Source organism: Actinomadura logoneensis (assembly GCF_003428695.1).
GTDB classification, from domain to species: domain Bacteria; phylum Actinomycetota; class Actinomycetes; order Streptosporangiales; family Streptosporangiaceae; genus Spirillospora; species Spirillospora logoneensis.
This window is the reverse complement of record NZ_QURH01000009.1, coordinates 1-17,572: the sequence shown is the minus strand read 5'-3', so window position 1 is coordinate 17,572 and position 17,572 is coordinate 1. Positions and strand designations below refer to the sequence as shown.

Genomic DNA, 17,572 nt, shown 5'->3' with positions numbered 1-17,572 from the left:
GGGCAGGCCGATGAGGGCCGCCGCCGGACGCGCCGCGACCGGACCCAGCGCCACCAGCGCGACCAGCGTCATCACCGCGCCGACGCCCGTCCACGACCCGCGCCCGACGACCGCGCCGAAGACCGCCGCGCCGATCCCGACGGCCGCCACCACCGAACCCACGATGGCACGCGACTCCGACACTTCTGCGGGCTCGGCCGCCGACGCCCGCATCGCGGCGATCGGCGGGACCCGCGCGGCGCGGACGGCCGGGCCGAGGACCGCCGGCAGGGTGACGGCGAGCCCGACCGGCGCGGCGATCAGCAGGGTCCGCGCGGTGATCACGACGCCCTGCGCCTCCAGTCCCATGCCGAACCCGCTGAACAGCAGTTTCAGCAGCGCCGCGCATCCGACGCCGCCCGCGAGCCCGGCGGCGGTGGCGAGCCCGCCGACCACCAGGGCCTCCGCGCCGACGAGCCCGGCGAGCTGGCGGCGGCTCGCGCCGACCGCGCGCAGCAGCGCCGACTCGCGCATCCGCTGCGCCAGCGTGATCGCGAAGGTGTTGTGGATGGAGAACGCGGCGACCAGCAGCGCCACCCCGGCGAACGCCCCGAGCGCGGACCGGAAGATCCGCAGGAAGCCGTCGCGGACCTGCCCGATCCCCTCCTCGACCAGGGCCTTCCCGGTGACCGCCTCGGTCCCGGCGGGCAGCGCGCGGGTGACGCGCGCGGCGAGCTCCGCCTGCCCGACGCCCGGCGCGGCACGCAGGGCCACACCGGTCAGGCGGCCGGAGCCGTGCGCGATGTGGCGGCGCGCGCCCTCCAGGCCGAACGCGGTGAACGAGGTCTCGCCGAACGCCGGATCCTCGCCGAACATGCTGATGCCGACGACCGTGACCGGGACCCGCTCGGGCGTGAGGACGAACGTCCGGTCCCCCACCCGCAGGCGCCCGGCGTCGGCGGCCCGCTTGTTGATCACGACCTCGTCGGCGGCGCGCGGCGCGCGGCCCTGCACGACCCGGTAGGCGTTGAGCTTCGGGTCCTCGATCCAGTTCCCGGCGACGCGCGGGCCGCGGGCGGCGATGACCTTGCCGTCCCTGCCGAGCGGCTGCCCCGATCCCTGGATCACCGGCTCCGCGCCCGCCACGCCCGGCACGTCCTTCACCCGGGCGAGGACGGACCCGTCGATCTCCCCGGGCAGCTGCCCCGGCGACCTGCTGACCCGGGTGGCGTTCCGGACCATCACGTCCGCCTCGCCGTAGGCGTTGGCGAAGTACCGGTCGATCGAGTGCGACAGGGTGTCTCCGAGCGCGAGGGTGCCGGTGAGGAACGCGACGCCGAGGAACACCGCGACCAGGGACGACGCGAGCCGGCGGCGCCGCCCCCACAGCTCCCGGACGGTCAGCCCGATCATGCCGCACCGCCCAGGCCGCGCATCCGGTCCAGGACGCGGTCCTGCGTCGGCGCGTCCATGATGTCCACGATCTTCCCGTCGGCGAGGAAGACCACCGCGTCGGCGTGCGCGGCGGCGGCCGGGTCGTGGGTGACCATCGCGACGGTCTGCCCGAGGTCGTCCACCGAGCCGCGCAGCAGCGCCAGCACCTCGGTGCCGGTGCGCGAGTCGAGGTTGCCGGTCGGCTCGTCCGCGAACACGATCTCCGGGCGGGTGATCAGCGCGCGGGCCAGCGCGACCCGCTGCTGCTGGCCGCCGGACAGCTGGCCGGGCCGGTGCCCCAGCCGCTCGCCGAGGCCGAGCGTCCGGACGACGGTGTCGAACCACTCCCGGTCGGGGGCCGCCCCGGCGAGCGTCGTCGGCAGCAGGATGTTGTCCCGGGCGGTCAGGGTCGGCAGCAGGTTGAACGCCTGGAACACGAACCCGATCCGCTCCCGGCGCAGCCGGGTCAGCTTGGCGTCCGGGAGACCCCCCAGGTCGACGCCGCCGACGAACACGCGTCCGGACGTCGGGGCGTCCAGGCCCGCCACGCAGTGCATCAGCGTGGACTTGCCCGCGCCGGACGGTCCCATGATCGCGGTGAACCGGCCGCCGGGGAGCGTGACGGTCACGCCGTCCAGCGCCCGGACGGCGGTCGAGCCCGTCCCGTACACCTTGGTCAGCCGCTCGGTCCGCGCGCCTCCCTCGGCCGCGCCGCCGCCGGCCCCGCCCGCACCGGCCGCCGAGCCCGCGGGCGGCGCTTCGACGTCGTTTCCTCTGCTCTTGGTCATGCCGTCGATGCTCGGGCGCGGAAGGTGGCCGCGTCGTCCCGCAGGGAGCGGCTTACGACGTGCGCCCTCCGGCGCAGCGCGGCTGGTCGGCGTACCCCGGCAGGCGTACACGACTACCGCGAATGCAGGCGCCTGCCGAGGCGGTCGAGGCCCCGGCGTGACCGTCTCCTCGACCGGGAGCTCGCCCGCGACGACGTCACGGCAACGTCCGCACCCAGGCGGCGTGCCCGGCACGCACGCAACGGGATTGGACGGCTAGTCCAATTGTGATGCGGGCAACATACAAGCAGGCTTGATTGCTTGTAAGTGCTTACGTACCGTCGGAAGCGTGTCCGTGAGCACCCGACGATGCCACTCCCGCCGCCGGTCCGGCGACCGCCGGACCCAGGAGGAGCGGCGCTCCCGCACCCAGTCCCGCCTGCTCGACGCCACCATGGAGTGCCTGGCCGACCTCGGCTGGTCCGGCACGTCCACGACCGAGGTCGCGCGCCGGGCCGGAGTGTCGCGGGGCGCCCAGCAGCACCACTACCCGACCAAGATGGTGCTGGTCGCGGCGGCGCTGGAGCACCTGCTGGAACGCCAGCGGCTCGCCTACGAGACGGCGTTCGCGGTGCTGCCGCCCGAGCGGCGCAACGTCGAGGGCGCGCTCGACCTGCTCTGGGAGGTGTTCCGGGGCCGCCCGGCCAGGGCGCTGCTCGAGCTCGCGGTCGCCGCGCGCACCGACGACGAGCTGCGCCCGCTCTGCCGCGACCTGAACGAACGCATCCTGCAGGTCATCCTGGAGACGTTCGGACGGCTCTTCCCGGCGACCAACATGCCGGACGACGCCGTTCCGACGATGCTGCGCGGCGTCTTCGCGATGTTCGTCGGCCTGTCGGTCCAGCACGCGCTGGACGGCGACGCCGAGGGCCACCAGAAGGCCGTCCTCGCGCAGGTCAAGAGCGTCGCCCGGCTGATCATCCCCGCGCCGTCGGACGTTCCCCCGGACGCCCGGACGGACGCCGCGCCGGACGCCCGGACGATCCCCTGGGCGAACCTCTCGCCGGACCTCTCGCCGGACGCCCGGAGCGGCGACGACTCGGGAACCGCCGAACCCCCGACCCCCGAGGGAGCATGACCATGACCAAGGCCCCCACCGAGCTCGCCGAGGAAGTCCGCGAGCAGGTCAAGGACCGCAAGTCCTACCTGGGCGTCATCGACCGCCTCAACAAGGCGTCGGTGGAGAAGCACTGGGAGGCGTACGCGGACATCCCCTGGGACGACCCCGACTTCCAGGTGGACAAGAACGACCCGCGCTTCGTGCTGCCCGCGTTCGACCGGCTCGGCCGGACGGCGTGGTACCGGTCGCAGCCGCCGGAGGTCCAGGCGCAGATCGGGCTGTGGCGGGTCGCCACCGCCATGAAGATCGGCCTGCAGTTCGAGAACCTGCTGAAGCGCGGACTGCTCAACTTCGCGTACTGGCTGCCCAACGGCCGTCCGGAGTTCCGGTACGTCTACCACGAGACGACCGAGGAGTGTCACCACGGGATGATGTTCCAGGAGTTCGTCAACCGGACGAAGCTCCCGATCAAGGGCATGCCGAGGTCGCTCACCCTCGTGGCGCAGGCGGCCCCGTGGATCCCGCTGGTCAGCACCGAGATGTTCTTCGTCTTCGTGCTCGGCGGCGAGGACCCGATCGACTACGTGCAGCGCAAGTCCCTCAAGGGCGGGCACATCAAGCACCCGCTCGAGGAGACGATCATGCGCATCCACATCGCCGAGGAGGCCCGGCACATCTCGTTCGCCCGGCACTACCTCAAGCACCGGGTCCCGTCGATGCCGAAGATCCGCCGCCGCGCGCTCGGCGTCGCGACCCCGGTCGTGCTGGGCGTGATGGCGCGGATCATGCTGTCCCCGCCCGGCCCGATGGTCCGGCACTTCGGCATCCCGAAGGACGTCGTCCGCGAGGCGTACCGGAGCCCGGCCGCGCAGGCGGAGATCGCCAACTCGGTCGGCAAGATCCGCGACCTGATGGCCGAGCTGGGCGTCGTGACCCCGGTGAACAAGCTCATCTGGAAGGCGTTCGGCATCTGGGACGAGCCGGGCCGGCGCCGTCCCCTTCCGGACGAGGCGCCGTCCCGCCGCACCGCCAAGGCCGCCTGAGAACGCCCACGCCCACGCCACCGGCGACTCCGGCCACCGGTGGCCACGCCGCGCCGCGACGACTCCCGACTCGCCGGGCCGGGGGCCGGGTCGGGAGGCCGCGGGCGTCTGGCTACACTGCCCGCACGGCACTATTGAACCAACTATCCAATTAGACTCGCGGGACCGGCCGCACTCCCCCTCCTGGCCGGTCCCGCGGGCCCCCTGCGCACCTCCCACGCCCCTCTGTGCCCCTGAGATCGAGCGGAGCAGCGACGATGAGCATTGCGATCGTGACCGGCGGCGCGTCCGGAATCGGACGAGCGATCGCCACGGCCCTGGTGTCCCGCGGGAACACCGTCGTGGTCACCGACATCAACGCCGGCGGCGCCGCCAAGGTCGCCGACCGGCTGAACACCCTCGGCCGGGGCAAGGCGACCGCCACGGCCCTCGACGTCACCGACGCCGCCGCCGTCGCCGAGCTCTACCGGGGCGTCAGGGACGAGCACGGCTCGCTCGACCTGGTCTTCAACAACGCGGGCATCGCCATCGGCGGCCTCGCCGAGGAGCTGACGCTCGACCACTGGAACCGGGCGATCGACATCAACCTCAAGGGCGTCGTCCACGGCGTCCACGCGGCCTACCCGATCATGCTGGAGCAGGGCTCCGGGCACATCGTGAACACCGCCTCCCTCGCCGGGCTCGTCCCGATGCCGATCGGCATCCCCTACACCGCGACCAAGCACGCCGTCGTCGGCCTGTCCCTCGGACTGCGCGCCGAGGCGGCCACCCGGGGCGTCAAGGTCAGCGTCGTCTGCCCCGGCTTCGTGGACACCCCGCTGCTCACCAACGTCAACCCGGACCTGCCCTCGACACCGCTGTCGGGCGACGCCAAGGCCGACATCCAGAAGGCGTCGCCGCGCCTCTACACGGCCGAGAAGCTGGCCCGCGACATCATGCGCGGCATCGAGCGGAACCAGGCGCTGATCGTCGCGCCCGCCTCCGGACGCGCCGCCTGGCGCGGCGCGCGCCTCAACCCCGGCGCCGCCGTCCGCGTCGCGCAGATCGCGGTCCGGCGCATCCGCGCCGACAAGCGGTCCTGACCGCTCAGGACTCGCGGTCGTCCGGCCCCAGGGCGTAGGCGATCGCGGTCTCCTCGTCCAGGACGGCTCCGGCGTCGCGCTCCCGCTCGTAGGACGCGTCGCCGAGCCGTTCCCGGGCGGCGCGCTCGGCCTCCGCGTGGACGTCGCCGAGCGCCAGCAGGGACAGGCCCGGCGTCGTCGCGGTGCGCAGCACCGACGCGGCCACGCCGTGCAGGCGGGCCGCGCGCACCGGCCCCCCGAGCGCGACGGCCGCCGCCGCGAGCACCTCCAGCTGCAGCGCCGCGCCCATCGCGTCCTGGAACTCCAGCTTGATCGCGAGCGCCGTGCGCGCCCGCCCCGACGCCTCCGCCGGGCGGTTCCGGCGGAGCTCGACCCGCGCCAGGATCCAGTCCAGGTGCGACCACCACCACAGGTCACCGTGCCCCGCGCACAGCTCGACCGCCCGGACGAGCAGGTCGGCGGCCTGGTCGAGCTCCCCGCAGCGGTCGAGCAGCAGCCCGATCACGCCGAGGGCGAGCAGCGGGTCCAGGTCGTCGGGCCGCCCGGCGCGCGAGGCGAGGATGGCGTCCAGCGTCTCGGTCAGGACGAGCGCGGCCTCCCGCGCCACGTCGCCCGACGCCGGACGCGGTTCGCGCCCCCGGTTCCCCAGCGCATCCGAACCCTCCTGACCTCCTGCCCCGCGCGCGCCCGTCCCGCCCCCCACGGCCTCCCCGGAGAACGTCCCGATCCCACCGGAACCTCCCGGTGAGGTCTCACTCGCGTGGGCCTCGCCAGGAAGGGTGCCGCTCGTTCCAAGCGCGACGCAGGCGATCATCCGGGCGCGCAGCGCGAGCAGCTGGTCGTCGTGGTCGAGGGCCTCCCTGCGGGCGGCCTCGGCGGTCGCGCACGCGGTCTCGACGTCCGCGCGGGCGAACGCGACCCAGGCCAGATGGCAGCGGGCGCGGGCCCGCTCGGGACCGGGCGGCGGGTCGTCCGCGAGGACGCGTTCCAGGTGGTAGCGGCCCTCGCGGGTCAGGCCCCGGACGATCCACAGCGGCCAGAGCGCGGCGGCCAGGTCGAGGGCGGCGCGGCGGTCCGCCTCCCCGGCGCCGTCATAGGCGAGCGCGGCGCGGTAGTTCCCGAGATCGGCGAGCAGCTCCCGGTAGAGGACGAACTGGTGCGCGCCGAACCAGTCGCGGTCGACCCGCCGGGCGACCTCCAGATAGTGGTCGCGGTGCCGGCGGCGCATCCGCCGTTCCTCGCCGAGCAGCCGCAGCCAGCCGAGCCCGTACTCGCGGACGGTGCCCAGCAGCCGGTACCGCGTCCCGTCGTCGTGATCGCCCAGGTACAGGATGGACTTGTCCACCAGGCGCGCGAGCAGCGCCGGGACGTCGCCGGCGGGCAGCCGGTCGTCCGCGCACACCGCGCCCACGGCGTCGCCGTCGAAGCCGTCCTCGAAGACCGACAGGCGCGCCCACAGCAGGCGCTCGGCCGGCGTGCACAGCTCGTGGCTCCAACCGATCGCGGTGCGCAGCGTCTGGTGCCGGGGCAGTCCCGGACGGGCCGCGCCGAGCACGGCGAACCGGTCGTGCAACCGGCCCAGCACCTCGTCCAGTGGCATCTCCCGCATCCGGACGGCGGCGAGCTCGATCGCGAACGGGATCCCGTCCAGCCGCCGGCACAGCCGCGCCACCTGCGCCGCGTTCCGGGCCGTCAGGGCGAAACCGGGCGCGGCCTCGGCGGCCCGGACGGCGAACAGCCGCACCGACTCGATCCGGGACAGCCTGCGCAGGTCGGCGGGGTGGAAGGTGAGGCGTTCGCAGTCGGCCTCGGCGGGCACCGGCAGCGGACGGACGACCAGCCGGTACTCGCCCGGCATCGCCAGCGCCTGCCGCGCGGTCGCGATGAACCGTACGTCGGGCGCGCCCTCGCGCAGCATCCCGACCAGGTCGCCGACCGCCTCGCGCAGGTGCTCGCAGCCGTCCAGGACCACCAGGGCCCGGCGGGCGGCGAGGAAGCCGAGCAGCACCTCCGCCTGGGACCGCCCCGGCTGGTCGACGACGCCCATCGCCGCCGTCACGCCGTGCGCGAGCAGCGCCGGATGCCTGATCTCGTCGATCCGGACGAACCACGCGCCGTCCGGGAACGCTGCTCGCAGCTCCTGCGCCGCGCGCAGCGCCAGCCGCGTCTTCCCCACTCCGCCGACGCCGGTGAGCGTCACCGGCCGCCCGTGCCCGATCTGCTCCCGCACGGTGGCGAGTTCCCGTTCCCGATCCACAAGACCCACCCGCACCAGCATCGACCGGTCGTCCTGGAACACCGTCACCTCCTACGACGCCACCCGACAACGTCCCCACCGCCATGGACCGATCCACACCGCCGCGCGACCTTGCGGCCGAGCACCGCCGCCACGCGGTGTCGCAGCGAGCCCAGGAGAACAGGCGCAGGTTCCCGCGCCCCGCCCGGCGATCCAGGACGAGGCGCGGCCGTCACCGGCCGTCGGCGGGCTCATGGGCCAGGTCGTCGGTCCCGCGATGCGCGGGGGCGGGGTCACCGCCGAGCGCGTACGCCGACGGGACCGGATCGAAGTCGAGGACGAGCAGCGCGGCGTCGTCCTCGGGACGTCCGCCCACGTGCGCCCGGAGATCCGCCTCCAGGGCGTCCAGCAGGACGTCCGGATCGGGGTGGACGAGCGCGGCGGCCCGCTCCGCGAGCGGGTAGAAGCGTCCGGCGGCGTCGCGCGACTCGGTGACGCCGTCGGTGTAGAGCAGCAGGTGGCCCCCGCAGGGCGGCAGCGGGAGCGGCCCGGACGGGCACGCGTCGCCCGCGACCGCGACCAGGCCGAGGGGCGGCGCGGGCGGCAGGGCGTCCACGAACGTCGAGGCCCCGTCGAGCGACAGCAGCAACGGCGGCGGATGCCCGCAGTTGACCAGTTCCGCGTCGGCGCCGTCCGGGGGGATCTGGACCAGCAGCGCGGTGACGAAGTCCTCCGCGCCGCCGCGCCGCGCGAGGAACCCGTCGAGCCGCAGCGCGACGCCGGTGAGCGTCGGCTCGTTGTGCGCCAGCTCGCGGAACGCGCCCAGCACGTCGGCGGCCTGCTCCAGGGCGGCCAGTCCCTTGCCGCGCACGTCGCCGACGATGACGCGGACGCCGTAGGCGGTCTCCATCACCGCGTACAGGTCGCCGCCCAGCCCCGCCTCGACGGCGTCCGCGAAGTAGCGGACGCCGGTGCGCACCCCGCCGGTCCGCCGCGGGGCGGGACGCAGCACCGCGCGGCGCATGGCGTCGGTGATCGCGCGCAGGTCGGCCCGCTCGTGGTCGCTGCGCTCGCGCCGCCGGGTCGCGACCGCGGTCACGGCGGTCGTGCCGAGCACGCCGGCGACCACGGCCGCGAAGCGCAGCCGCTCGTCCGCGACCATCGAGAGCTCGAGGAGGCCGAGGGTCGCGAGCGTGGCCGCGCCGGTCGCGGCGACGAACCGCGCCGACGACTGCCGCAGCCCGGCCAGCGCCGGCACGCCGATGAGCAGGCCGATCACCGAGCCGCCGTTCGGAAGGCACAGATCGGCCGCCGCGATGACCAGTAGCGCGGCGAGCGGCAGGCAGGCCGCGGCGTCGACGCGGGGAAAGTGACGAATCCAGGCCATGGGGAGGGGACGCCGTTCGTCGTGGACGTCATCCGTGAGCCACGCGGTGCGCACGGACCGCTGTCAGTCGCCGATTGTAGCCCGGCGTGCACGAACCGGATCGATTTCCGGAAAACCACTGGACCTGGGGGCACTCCGGTTCGCCGCTCGCCGCCCCGGACACGGCACCCTGCGGCTCGTCCACGTGCGGTTTCCTTCGCCAGAAGGCGGTTGCGCTGCGTTTTGGTTGGCTGGTGCCCCGTCCCGCCAGTGGAGGCGTGCGGGACGGGGCTGTCATGCGGTCAACGACGGGATACTGCCGGTCTTAACGGATCGGGATCGGTCAGGTCGGCCAGGGATCCCCGTTCCGGAGGATGTCGTAGCCGATGAACGTGAACATCCGGACGCCGCGCCGCAACGGCTGCGGCCTCCCGTTGAAACGGTGCACCCCGACGCCGTAGGCGCGTTCCTCCGGAGGTGAGATCCAGCGCTCCTCGAAGTCGTGCCGGGCGAACCACTCCCGGATCCGCGGAGTGAGGTCCGGAGGCTGACGGTTGCGGGTCCAGACCACGAACGCGCCGGGCGCGCACAGCTGCGGCAGCAGGCCGATGGTGCGCTCGACGTCGGCGTCCGCGATGTTGCCGAACACCCCGCACACCAGCACCACGTCCGCCGGGACGGCCCCCGCGTAGGCGTCGGTGCGGGACGCGTCGCCGACGACCGCCGACACCCGTTTCATCCCGGCCTCGCGGGCCGCGGCACCGGCCCGGCGGACGTTCGCCGGATCCAGCTCGACGAGGCGTCCGGCCAGGTCGTCGCGGCGCGGATGGTCGCGCAGGGCGCCGATCAGGTCGCGGCCCTGCCCCGCGCATAAGCTGACCACCCGGATCCGGCCCGGCGGGGCGGCGTCCACGGCCTCGCGGAGGCGCTGCTGGACGGTCCGCAGCCGCCGGGACAGCGCCGACCCCGGCTCGTCGTAGGCGTCGTGCCAGGCCGCCCAGTCACGGCGGTCCGGCTCGTTGCATTGCTCCATGCGCAGCAATGTAGACGCAGCGTGATTCCCCGGCTGCGGAACGAGTCGGCCTGTCCACTCCCGGACTTCCGCTATCCCCCCGGCTCCGGGGCGTGCTCGGCCTCCGAGGCCGCCGGCAGCTTGGGATAGTGCAGGTCGAACGCGGGCCGCTCGGACCGGATGCGCGGGATGGCCTTGAAGTTGTGGCGCGGAGGTGGGGAGGATGTGGCCCACTCCAGGGAGTTGCCGTAACCCCATGGATCGTCCGCCTCGACCCGTTTCCCGTGCCGCCAGGTGACGTAGACGTTGTAGAGGAAGACCAGCGTGGACGCGCCGAGCAGGAACGCGCCGACGCTCGACACCCGGTTCAGCGCCGTGAACTCCCGCGCGTAGTCCGCGTACCGGCGGGGCATCCCCTCCGCGCCCAGCCAGTGCTGGATGAGGAAGGTGGTGTGGAAGCCGACGAACAGCGTCCAGAAGTGGATCTTCCCGAGGGCCTCGTTCAGCATCGTCCCGGTGAACTTCGGCCACCAGAAGTAGAAGCCGCCGAACATCGCGAACACGACCGTCCCGAACACCACGTAGTGGAAGTGCGCGACGACGAAGTAGGAGTCCTGCAGCTGGAAGTCCAGCGGCGGCGAGGCGAGGATGATCCCGGTGAGGCCGCCGAACAGGAACGTCACCAGGAACCCGACCGACCACAGCATCGGCGTCTCGAACGAGAGGTTCCCCCGCCACATCGTGCCGACCCAGTTGAAGAACTTCACCCCCGTCGGCACCGCGATCAGGTACGTCATGAACGAGAAGAACGGCAGCAGGACCTGCCCCGTGGTGAACATGTGGTGCGCCCACACCGCCATCGACAGGCCCGCGATGCAGATCGTCGCGCCGACCATGCCGAAGTAGCCGAACAGCGGCTTGCGGCTGAACACCGGGATGATCTCGGTGATGATGCCGAAGAACGGCAGCGCGATGATGTACACCTCGGGATGGCCGAAGAACCAGAACAGGTGCTGCCAGGTCAGCGCCCCGCCGACCTCCGGGTCGAACACGTGCGCGCCGAACCGCCGGTCGGCCTCCAGCACCAGCAGCGCCGCCGCCAGCACCGGGAACGCCAGCAGGACCAGCAGGCTGGTCAGCAGCGTGTTCCAGGTGAAGATCGGCAGCCGGAACATGGTCATGCCGGGCGCGCGCATCCCGATGATCGTGGTGAGGAAGTTGACCGCGCCGAGGATCGTGCCGAACCCGGACAGCGCCAACCCCATGATCCACATGTCGCCGCCGAGGCCCGGCGACCGGATCGAGCTGGTCAGCGGCGCGTACGCGGTCCAGCCGAACGCCGCCGACCCGCCCGGCGTCACGAACGACAGCATCACGATGATCCCGCCGAACAGGAAGAACCAGTAGCTCAGCATGTTCATCCGCGGGAACGCCACGTCCGGCGCGCCGATCTGCAGCGGCATGATCTCGTTCGCGAACCCCACGAACAGCGGGGTCGCGAACAGCAGCAGCATGACCGTCCCGTGCATCGTGAACAGCTGGTTGTACTGCTCGTTGCTGACGACCTGCCGGCCGGGCGAGAACAGCTCCGCCCGGATCACCATCGCCATGACGCCGGCGAGGAGGAAGAACACGAACGAGGTGATGAGGTAGAGGTGGCCGATCACCTTGTGGTCGGTGGTCGTGATCCAGGACACCAGGACCGATCCCCGGGTGCGCCGCCGCGCGGGCGCCTCGGGGAGGGGGCGGCCGAGTAGGACCATGCCGGGCTCCCTTGGGACGGGGGTGCCCCCCAACTATTCGCCGGTCTCCGGTGAGACGCAAGACACACCGGTTCAACCCGACCTCCTACGCTGTTGTGTGTGGAGCGGATACTGGTGAGTTCTTGCCTGCTGGGCAGGCCCGTGCGGTACGACGGCGCCGCCAAGCCCGTGACGGACGGCCTGTTCGAGCGCTGGCGCGCCGAGGGCCGCCTCGTTCCCGTCTGCCCCGAGATCGCCGGCGGCCTGCCCGTTCCCCGCCCACCCGCGGAGATCACTCCCCCGGTCCCCGGGCACCTTCCGGCGGACGACGGCGCCCGGATCATGACCGACACCGGCGAGGACGTCACGGCGGAGTTCCTGGCCGGAGCGCGCATCGCCCTCGAGACCGCCCGGCGCGCCGGGGCCCGGATCGCGGTCCTGAAGGAGTCGAGCCCGTCCTGCGGCAGTCACCGCGTGTACGACGGCTCGTTCACCGGCACCCGCGTCCCAGGAATGGGCGTCACGACCGCGCTGTTGACCTCGGCGGGGATCCGGGTGTTCAGCGAGGACGAACTCCCCGAAGCCGCCGCCTACCTGGCCGAACTGGAATCCTGAGGGGCCGCATGCGCATCGCTCTCGTCGACTCCGGCTTCGGCCTGCTCGCCGCTGCCGCCGCCGTCCGACGCGTCCGCCCGGACGCCGACCTCGTGCTGTCCTGGGACCCGGACGGCGCGCCCTGGGGCCCGCGCCCGCCCGAGGAGATCACCGACCGAGCCCTGGCATGCGCCGGCGCCGCCGCCGCGACCGAGCCGGACGCCCTGATCGTGGCCTGCAACACCGCGACCGTGCACGCGCTGCCCACCCTGCGGCTGGCCTTCGAACCCGCCGTCCCGGTGATCGGGACCGTCCCGGCGATCAAGCCCGCCGCCGCGGCCGGTGTCCCCGTGGGGGTCTGGGCCACGGTCGCGACCACCCACAGCGCCTACCAGGCGGACCTGATCCGCCGGTTCGCCCCGGACGTCCCCGTCCACCGCGTGGCCTGCCCCGGCCTCGCGGACGCCGTCGACTCCGGCGACCCGCGCCGCCTGCGCGCCGCCATCGACACCGCCGTCCGCGCCACGCCCGACGAGGTCAAGCACGTCGTCCTGGGCTGCACGCACTACGAGCTGATCGGCCCGCAGATCGCCGCGGCCTTCCCGTCCTCCCCCGAACTGTTCGGCTCCGCCGCCGCCCTCGCCACCCAGACCCTCCGCCGCCTCGACCAGCCCGCCACCCCGGACGCCGCCCCCACAGGCACCCTGACCGTCTTCCAGAGCGGCCGCCAGACCGACCTCCCCCCAGTGGCCCAGCGCTACTGGCAGTCCCTCCTCCCCTCCCCCGTCCCCTAACCCGCCCGCCCGCACCCCAGAACGAACCGCAAGCCGACTCTGGCGCGCACCCACAACACCCCCCGCCTCCGACATGTCCGCGACACGTGGGCGCGGGACACGGGGAAGATGCCTACAGAGCGCAAAGCCAACCGCAAGCCGGTTTCGGAGCGCACCCGCGACACGCCCCGCCTCCGGCGGGTCGGCGACACGTGAGTGTGGGACACGGAGAACATGCCTACAGAGCGCAAAGCCGAGCGCAAGCCGGCCTCTGCGCGCATCCAGGACACACCGCGCCTCCGGCATGGCGGCGACACGTGGGCGTGAGACGCGAGGAAGATGCCTGCGGGGCGCAAAGCCGAGCGCGAGCTTGTTTTGGCGCGCATCCAGGACACACCGCGCCTCCGGCATGGCGGCGACACGTGGGCGTGAGACGCGAGGAAGATGCCTGCGGGGCGCAAAGCCGAGCGCGAGCTTGTTTTGGCGCGCATCCAGGACACACCGCGCCTCCGGCATGGCGGCGACACGTGGGCGTGAGACGCGAGGAAGATGCCTGCGGGGCGCAAAGCCGAGCGCGAGCTGGTTTTGGCGCGCATCCAGGACACACCGCGCCTCCGGCATGGCGGCGACACGTGGGCGTGAGACGCGAGGAAGATGCCTGCGGGGCGCAGGGCCCACCGCAAGCCGGCTTCTGCGCGCACCCACGACGCACTACGCCTCCGGCATGTAGGCGACACGTGAGTGTGGGACACGAGGGAGGTTCCTTCGGGGCGCGACGCCTCCGAGTTCTGGAGGTATCCGGTCCCGTCCGGCGGGTGAACTGTGATCGCTGGCGTCTCGACGCGGACGCGGCGGATGCCGGGGCGCGGAGGCGGCGGGCATCGGCGGGCCGAGGCGGCGAGGTTGAGCAGCGAGTCCCTGTTCTTCCGTTGGTGCCCTCGGTTCGGCTGCAGGGCGTACGTGGTCATCGCGTCCCCTTTCTTGGCTTTGGTCCCAGACCTCTCTGCTGCCGATTGTTGGCGTGGGTTCGTGTTCCGCCGTGGCTTCGCCTGCGCTCATCGGTGCTGTTTGCTCGCTCGTGCCTGTTGCCTGAAGGCGACCCGTTGCGAGGGGGGCTTCAAACGCTGGAGTTTTCGAGGTTCGCTCGGTGGAATGGGCGGCTCGTTAGTGAGCACTGGGCGTGGTCGTGGGCCACGACTTCCGCTCCTTCCTCTGGTCGGTCAGGTGGTCAGCTCGGAGTGGTGCGCGGGGAGGTCGTGGTCAGACCGCCGCTGGGTGCGTTGCGAGCCGGTCCCAGGGTGTTGCCGCCGTTGAGTGGGCTGGGACTGGTGGCCTGGCGGGCGGTGATGCCGGGCCCGTAGTGGGAGAGGGCTTTGACCGCCTCGCCGGGGTGGTCGGTGGAGACCTCGATACGTCCGTCGGGGAGAGGGCCGATACCGAAGATCTCGAAGGTGGGCTGTTTCGGCTGGGCCATGATCTGCGAGACGAGGCGTTGCGCGTCGGCCTCGTTCCGGTAGGCACCGCGGATCTCCACCGTCACATCGCGGACGGCACCGCAGACGGCCGTGTCCAGGCGGTCGCTGGGAAGCCGGTAGACGACCACCTTGCGCCAGGCGGTGTCCATCGCGAGACCGGCGTACCAGCGTTCGAGCGGCCCCGGCCGCCGTCCGTTCTTCGTCACCTCCTTGCCGCCTCCGACGACGTTCTGGATGGTGGCGGCGGCTCGTCCCAGGGCCGGCTGGTCGGGCGGGCCGGAACTGCCGGGACTCGGCGCCGCCGGACTGGTCCGCCGGGGCGCCCCGCAGAACTTCGGCGGGGCATCGACCCCGGGCGGCGGCGCGACGGCGACCATGATGTCGCGCGAAGTGGAGGTCGTGGGCCCGGGGTGCCCGGCCGGGCGGGTCGCGGCCCAGATCTGCGGGATGCCCACGGCCGTCGCCGCCGCCGCGCCGGCCACCGCGACGATGGTCGTGTTGCGGACGCGCCTGCGCCGCCGCACCCGCCGGGTCAGTTCGTCCGAGCCGACCGACAGGGGATGCGCCTCGTCCGCCAGTTCGCCGATACGGCGCGCCAGCATCTCTTCGAGCTTCGACTCCATTTCCCTCTCCTACTTCCTCGCCGCCGGCTGCGACCGCGCGTCCGTGCCGCGCGCCGTCGCCGGCCGTCCCTCGTACGCGGCTTCCCCGTCACCGAGCAGTTCGGCCAGGCGCTGGTGCGCCTCGCTCAGGTAGCGCTTGACCGACCCCTCGCGGCAGCCCAGTTCGCCCGCGATCTGCGCGACGGTCAGGTCCTCGTAGTAGCGCAGCACCGCACAGGCGCGCTGTCTCGGCGACAGGCGCGCCAGTGCGGCGCGAACGTCCGCGTTCACCACGACCTGGCCGGACGCGTCGGGCACATAGTCCCGGCGGTGCAGCAGGGGGCTCACCCTGCGCCAGACCCGCCCGCTGCGTTTCGAGTCCAGGAACCGGTTGAGCATGATCCGCCGGACATATCCCTCGGCCTCGTCCTCCGTCCGGTGACCCGGCCTGGCGAACGCGCGCACCAGTGCCTCCTGCACCAGGTCGTCCGCCTCGGCATCGTCACCGCACAACAGGAACGCGTACCGTTTCAACGCCGCGCCCCGCCGATCCGCGAGCGCGGCCATGGTCTGAGCCCAGACAGCCATGCAACCTCCGCCTCAACGTCGTCACCCCTGAAAAACGGCTGACGGGCACGGAACGTTGGGGTGGATCCGCGGATTGTTTTCGGGCGGTCACGCCGAGCGCGCGGCGAACCTCCGTTTGGCCTGGTCGGGGAGCTCTTCCTGCAGAACGACCCTGAAGCCGGCGGGCAGGAGCGCGGCCGGTTCTCCCTCACCGAGGCACCATTCGGACGGGAGGTCGGGCCGCCGCTGCCGCGCCCGGTCGGTGAACGCCTCCCACAGCACCAGACCACCCGATGGGACGGCCGCGACCGCCGGGCCGAAGACCCGCGCATCCCAGAAACCGGTGCACAGGACGATGGCGAACCGTTGCCTCGTAGAGGCCAGCCAATCCGACAGATCCGCCTGGACGGGCGTTATGAGATCGGCCAAGCGCCGGTGTTCCGCTTCCTCCCGCAACAGATCCAGCGCCACCTCGGAGACGTCGACGGCCGTCACCGGGTGTCCCTCCGCGGCGAACCGCAGCGCGCTACCGGACGGTCCGGACGCCAGATCCAGCACGGGGCCCTCCGGCACGTCCTGTGACAGCGCCCAGACAGCCAGCGGATGCGGCAGGAAGCCAGGTTCGCCGGCGGCTTCGTACTTGGCGTTCCAGCGCTTCCGATCCGGGTGCTCCGACAGATCTGGCATTTCCCCTCCGGCTCCTGTCAGTACTTGGGGGGACGGCGGAACAGCCAGCCGAAGAACCCGCGCCGAGGCGGCCTGGCGACGATTTTCCCGCTGCGGACGGAGCCGACGACCTCCACCTGCAGGAACGTCCGGGGTGCGTCACCCGCCACCGACGGCGGGACCTTCACCTTCACCGAGCCGCTTTTCACCGCCACCTCATCGGTGTCCACGACGATGCCGGGACGGGTCACGATCGTCAGATTGCCGCTCTTCACCTCGGCGGCGATGCGGAGTGGTCCGTGGCTGATGACAGCGGACGTCAGGTCAAGCTTCACGGTGCCACTGCTCACGATGACGTCCATGGCGCGCGGCACCACCCATTCGCCTTCCCGCGCGATACTGCTGCTGCCGACCTCGATCCGCACGAGGTCCTTGGCCTGGACCGCCGGCGCAGAGCTCAGTTCGGCCCCAGCCGCGGGAAGGTCCCTGACCAGGATCGCGAGTTCGGACTCCGTACGAGCCGAGAGCGCCTTGTCGAGACGCTCGTCCAGCTCCTCCAGGGTCAGTCGGCCGTCCCCCGCGGCGACCCTCAGCTGCTCGGCGACCCGCTCCCGGTCCTCGTGCGAGACCCTGAGCTCAGGACGCCGCTCCGGCAGGCTCTCCTCCGTCATGGAGAGAACAGTATTCGCTTCGATCGCCCAGGAGCAGGGCTTCGGGGAGCGCTCCAGGCGGCCCTCTGCGTGGCCGCCCCGCTCCCTCAGCGCCCCCGCCACAGTCCCCCACGCGAAGGCCAGTCGCTTAGCAGCGAAGCAGCCGAAGCTCAAGTGAGGCGATGGGCCTCGGGCCTTAGCCGATGGACTCCACATCCGGCGTCCGCTCAACGCCGAATGCCATGGTCAGGGCGGAGACTCGAAAGCACGCCGCAGCGTTGGAGGGCGCACTTGCGCGGAATATCGACGTCCAAGCCGGCTACCCAAAATGAAAAGGCCCTGCCACAAAGTGGCGGGGCCTAAATGCTAGAAAACGAAGTAAGGCCCGCCACAAAGTGGCGGGCCTCACCCAAGATATGTCCGGCGGCGTCCTACTCTCCCACACAGTCTCCCATGCAGTACCA

General features: G+C 72.5%; 15 protein-coding genes. 5 read left to right on the top strand and 10 right to left on the bottom strand.

Translation table 11 applies throughout. The features are described 5' to 3' along the window. Positions 1-1,392, bottom strand: a 1,392-nt coding sequence (locus DZF91_RS00550) for an ABC transporter permease (protein ID WP_147340920.1), incomplete at its 3' end; no start/stop codon positions are given. Further along, positions 1,389-2,201: an ABC transporter ATP-binding protein gene (locus DZF91_RS00545; RefSeq protein ID WP_117355556.1), complete on the bottom strand. Its 813-nt coding sequence runs from the start codon at positions 2,199-2,201 to the stop codon at positions 1,389-1,391. The genes DZF91_RS00550 and DZF91_RS00545, both read right to left, overlap by 4 nt. A 334-nt stretch (positions 2,202-2,535) precedes the next feature. Between DZF91_RS00545 and DZF91_RS00540 the strand changes: the two genes are divergently transcribed. The 3 genes from DZF91_RS00540 (at position 2,536) to DZF91_RS00530 (ending at position 5,425) form a co-directional block, all read left to right on the top strand. Next, positions 2,536-3,318, top strand: a complete 783-nt coding sequence (locus DZF91_RS00540) for a TetR/AcrR family transcriptional regulator (protein ID WP_235833954.1) — start codon at positions 2,536-2,538, stop codon at positions 3,316-3,318. 2 nt (positions 3,319-3,320) lie between these two features. Beyond that, a complete protein-coding gene (locus DZF91_RS00535; RefSeq protein ID WP_117355555.1) occupies positions 3,321-4,343 on the top strand; it encodes an AurF N-oxygenase family protein in 1,023 nt (340 codons plus the stop codon). Between the two features lie 257 nt (positions 4,344-4,600). Next, positions 4,601-5,425, top strand: coding sequence for an SDR family NAD(P)-dependent oxidoreductase (locus DZF91_RS00530; protein WP_117355554.1), 825 nt, complete (start codon positions 4,601-4,603; stop codon positions 5,423-5,425). A gap of 4 nt (positions 5,426-5,429) precedes the next feature. Here DZF91_RS00530 and DZF91_RS00525 read toward each other — a convergent pair whose 3' ends face one another. The 4 genes from DZF91_RS00525 to ctaD form a co-directional block, all read right to left on the bottom strand. Further along, complete coding sequence (locus DZF91_RS00525; RefSeq protein WP_117355553.1) at positions 5,430-7,730, bottom strand: ATP-binding protein; 2,301 nt, start codon at positions 7,728-7,730, stop codon at positions 5,430-5,432. Positions 7,731-7,893: 163 nt separating this feature from the next. Further along, the gene (locus DZF91_RS00520; protein WP_147340919.1) at positions 7,894-9,048 is read right to left on the bottom strand and encodes a PP2C family protein-serine/threonine phosphatase; all 1,155 of its coding nucleotides are present in this window, start codon (positions 9,046-9,048) and stop codon (positions 7,894-7,896) included. 322 nt (positions 9,049-9,370) lie between these two features. Beyond that, positions 9,371-10,060, bottom strand: coding sequence for a class I SAM-dependent methyltransferase family protein (locus tag DZF91_RS00515; RefSeq protein WP_117355551.1), 690 nt, complete (start codon positions 10,058-10,060; stop codon positions 9,371-9,373). A gap of 71 nt (positions 10,061-10,131) precedes the next feature. Beyond that, on the bottom strand, positions 10,132-11,802 hold the full coding sequence (gene ctaD, locus DZF91_RS00510) for an aa3-type cytochrome oxidase subunit I (protein WP_117355550.1): 1,671 nt from the start codon (positions 11,800-11,802) through the stop codon (positions 10,132-10,134). Between the two features lie 99 nt (positions 11,803-11,901). Between ctaD and DZF91_RS00505 the strand changes: the two genes are divergently transcribed. Next, the gene (locus DZF91_RS00505) at positions 11,902-12,396 is read left to right on the top strand and encodes a DUF523 domain-containing protein (RefSeq protein WP_117355549.1); all 495 of its coding nucleotides are present in this window, start codon (positions 11,902-11,904) and stop codon (positions 12,394-12,396) included. An 8-nt stretch (positions 12,397-12,404) separates the two neighbouring features. Next, positions 12,405-13,169, top strand: coding sequence for a glutamate racemase (locus tag DZF91_RS00500; RefSeq protein WP_117355548.1), 765 nt, complete (start codon positions 12,405-12,407; stop codon positions 13,167-13,169). 1,207 nt (positions 13,170-14,376) lie between these two features. Here the strand turns inward: DZF91_RS00500 and DZF91_RS00495 are convergent. From DZF91_RS00495 to DZF91_RS00480, 4 genes are all read right to left on the bottom strand, one after another. Beyond that, entirely contained in the window at positions 14,377-15,246 is an 870-nt protein-coding gene (locus DZF91_RS00495) for a hypothetical protein (RefSeq protein WP_117355547.1), read from the bottom strand. 9 nt (positions 15,247-15,255) lie between these two features. After that, on the bottom strand, positions 15,256-15,813 hold the full coding sequence (locus DZF91_RS00490) for an RNA polymerase sigma factor (RefSeq protein ID WP_117355546.1): 558 nt from the start codon (positions 15,811-15,813) through the stop codon (positions 15,256-15,258). Between the two features lie 87 nt (positions 15,814-15,900). Then, entirely contained in the window at positions 15,901-16,479 is a 579-nt protein-coding gene (locus tag DZF91_RS00485) for a class I SAM-dependent methyltransferase (protein WP_117355545.1), read from the bottom strand. A gap of 17 nt (positions 16,480-16,496) precedes the next feature. Next, positions 16,497-17,231, bottom strand: coding sequence for a DUF1707 SHOCT-like domain-containing protein (locus DZF91_RS00480; RefSeq protein ID WP_235833952.1), 735 nt, complete (start codon positions 17,229-17,231; stop codon positions 16,497-16,499). Between the last annotated feature and the right edge of the window lie 341 nt (positions 17,232-17,572).

What these genes read in the sequence shown, in the direction of transcription:
- DZF91_RS00545 (WP_117355556.1), bottom strand. Translation starts at nt 2,201, where the DNA reads ATGACCAAGAGCAGAGGAAACGACGTCGAAGCGCCGCCCGCGGGCTCG.
- DZF91_RS00520 (WP_147340919.1), bottom strand. Translation starts at nt 9,048, where the DNA reads ATGGCCTGGATTCGTCACTTTCCCCGCGTCGACGCCGCGGCCTGCCTG.
- DZF91_RS00515 (WP_117355551.1), bottom strand. Translation starts at nt 10,060, where the DNA reads ATGGAGCAATGCAACGAGCCGGACCGCCGTGACTGGGCGGCCTGGCAC.
- DZF91_RS00500 (WP_117355548.1), top strand. Translation starts at nt 12,405, where the DNA reads ATGCGCATCGCTCTCGTCGACTCCGGCTTCGGCCTGCTCGCCGCTGCC.
- DZF91_RS00535 (WP_117355555.1), top strand. Translation starts at nt 3,321, where the DNA reads ATGACCAAGGCCCCCACCGAGCTCGCCGAGGAAGTCCGCGAGCAGGTC.
- DZF91_RS00530 (WP_117355554.1), top strand. Translation starts at nt 4,601, where the DNA reads ATGAGCATTGCGATCGTGACCGGCGGCGCGTCCGGAATCGGACGAGCG.
- ctaD (WP_117355550.1), bottom strand. Translation starts at nt 11,802, where the DNA reads ATGGTCCTACTCGGCCGCCCCCTCCCCGAGGCGCCCGCGCGGCGGCGC.
- DZF91_RS00485 (WP_117355545.1), bottom strand. Translation starts at nt 16,479, where the DNA reads ATGCCAGATCTGTCGGAGCACCCGGATCGGAAGCGCTGGAACGCCAAG.
- DZF91_RS00495 (WP_117355547.1), bottom strand. Translation starts at nt 15,246, where the DNA reads ATGGAGTCGAAGCTCGAAGAGATGCTGGCGCGCCGTATCGGCGAACTG.
- DZF91_RS00490 (WP_117355546.1), bottom strand. Translation starts at nt 15,813, where the DNA reads ATGGCTGTCTGGGCTCAGACCATGGCCGCGCTCGCGGATCGGCGGGGC.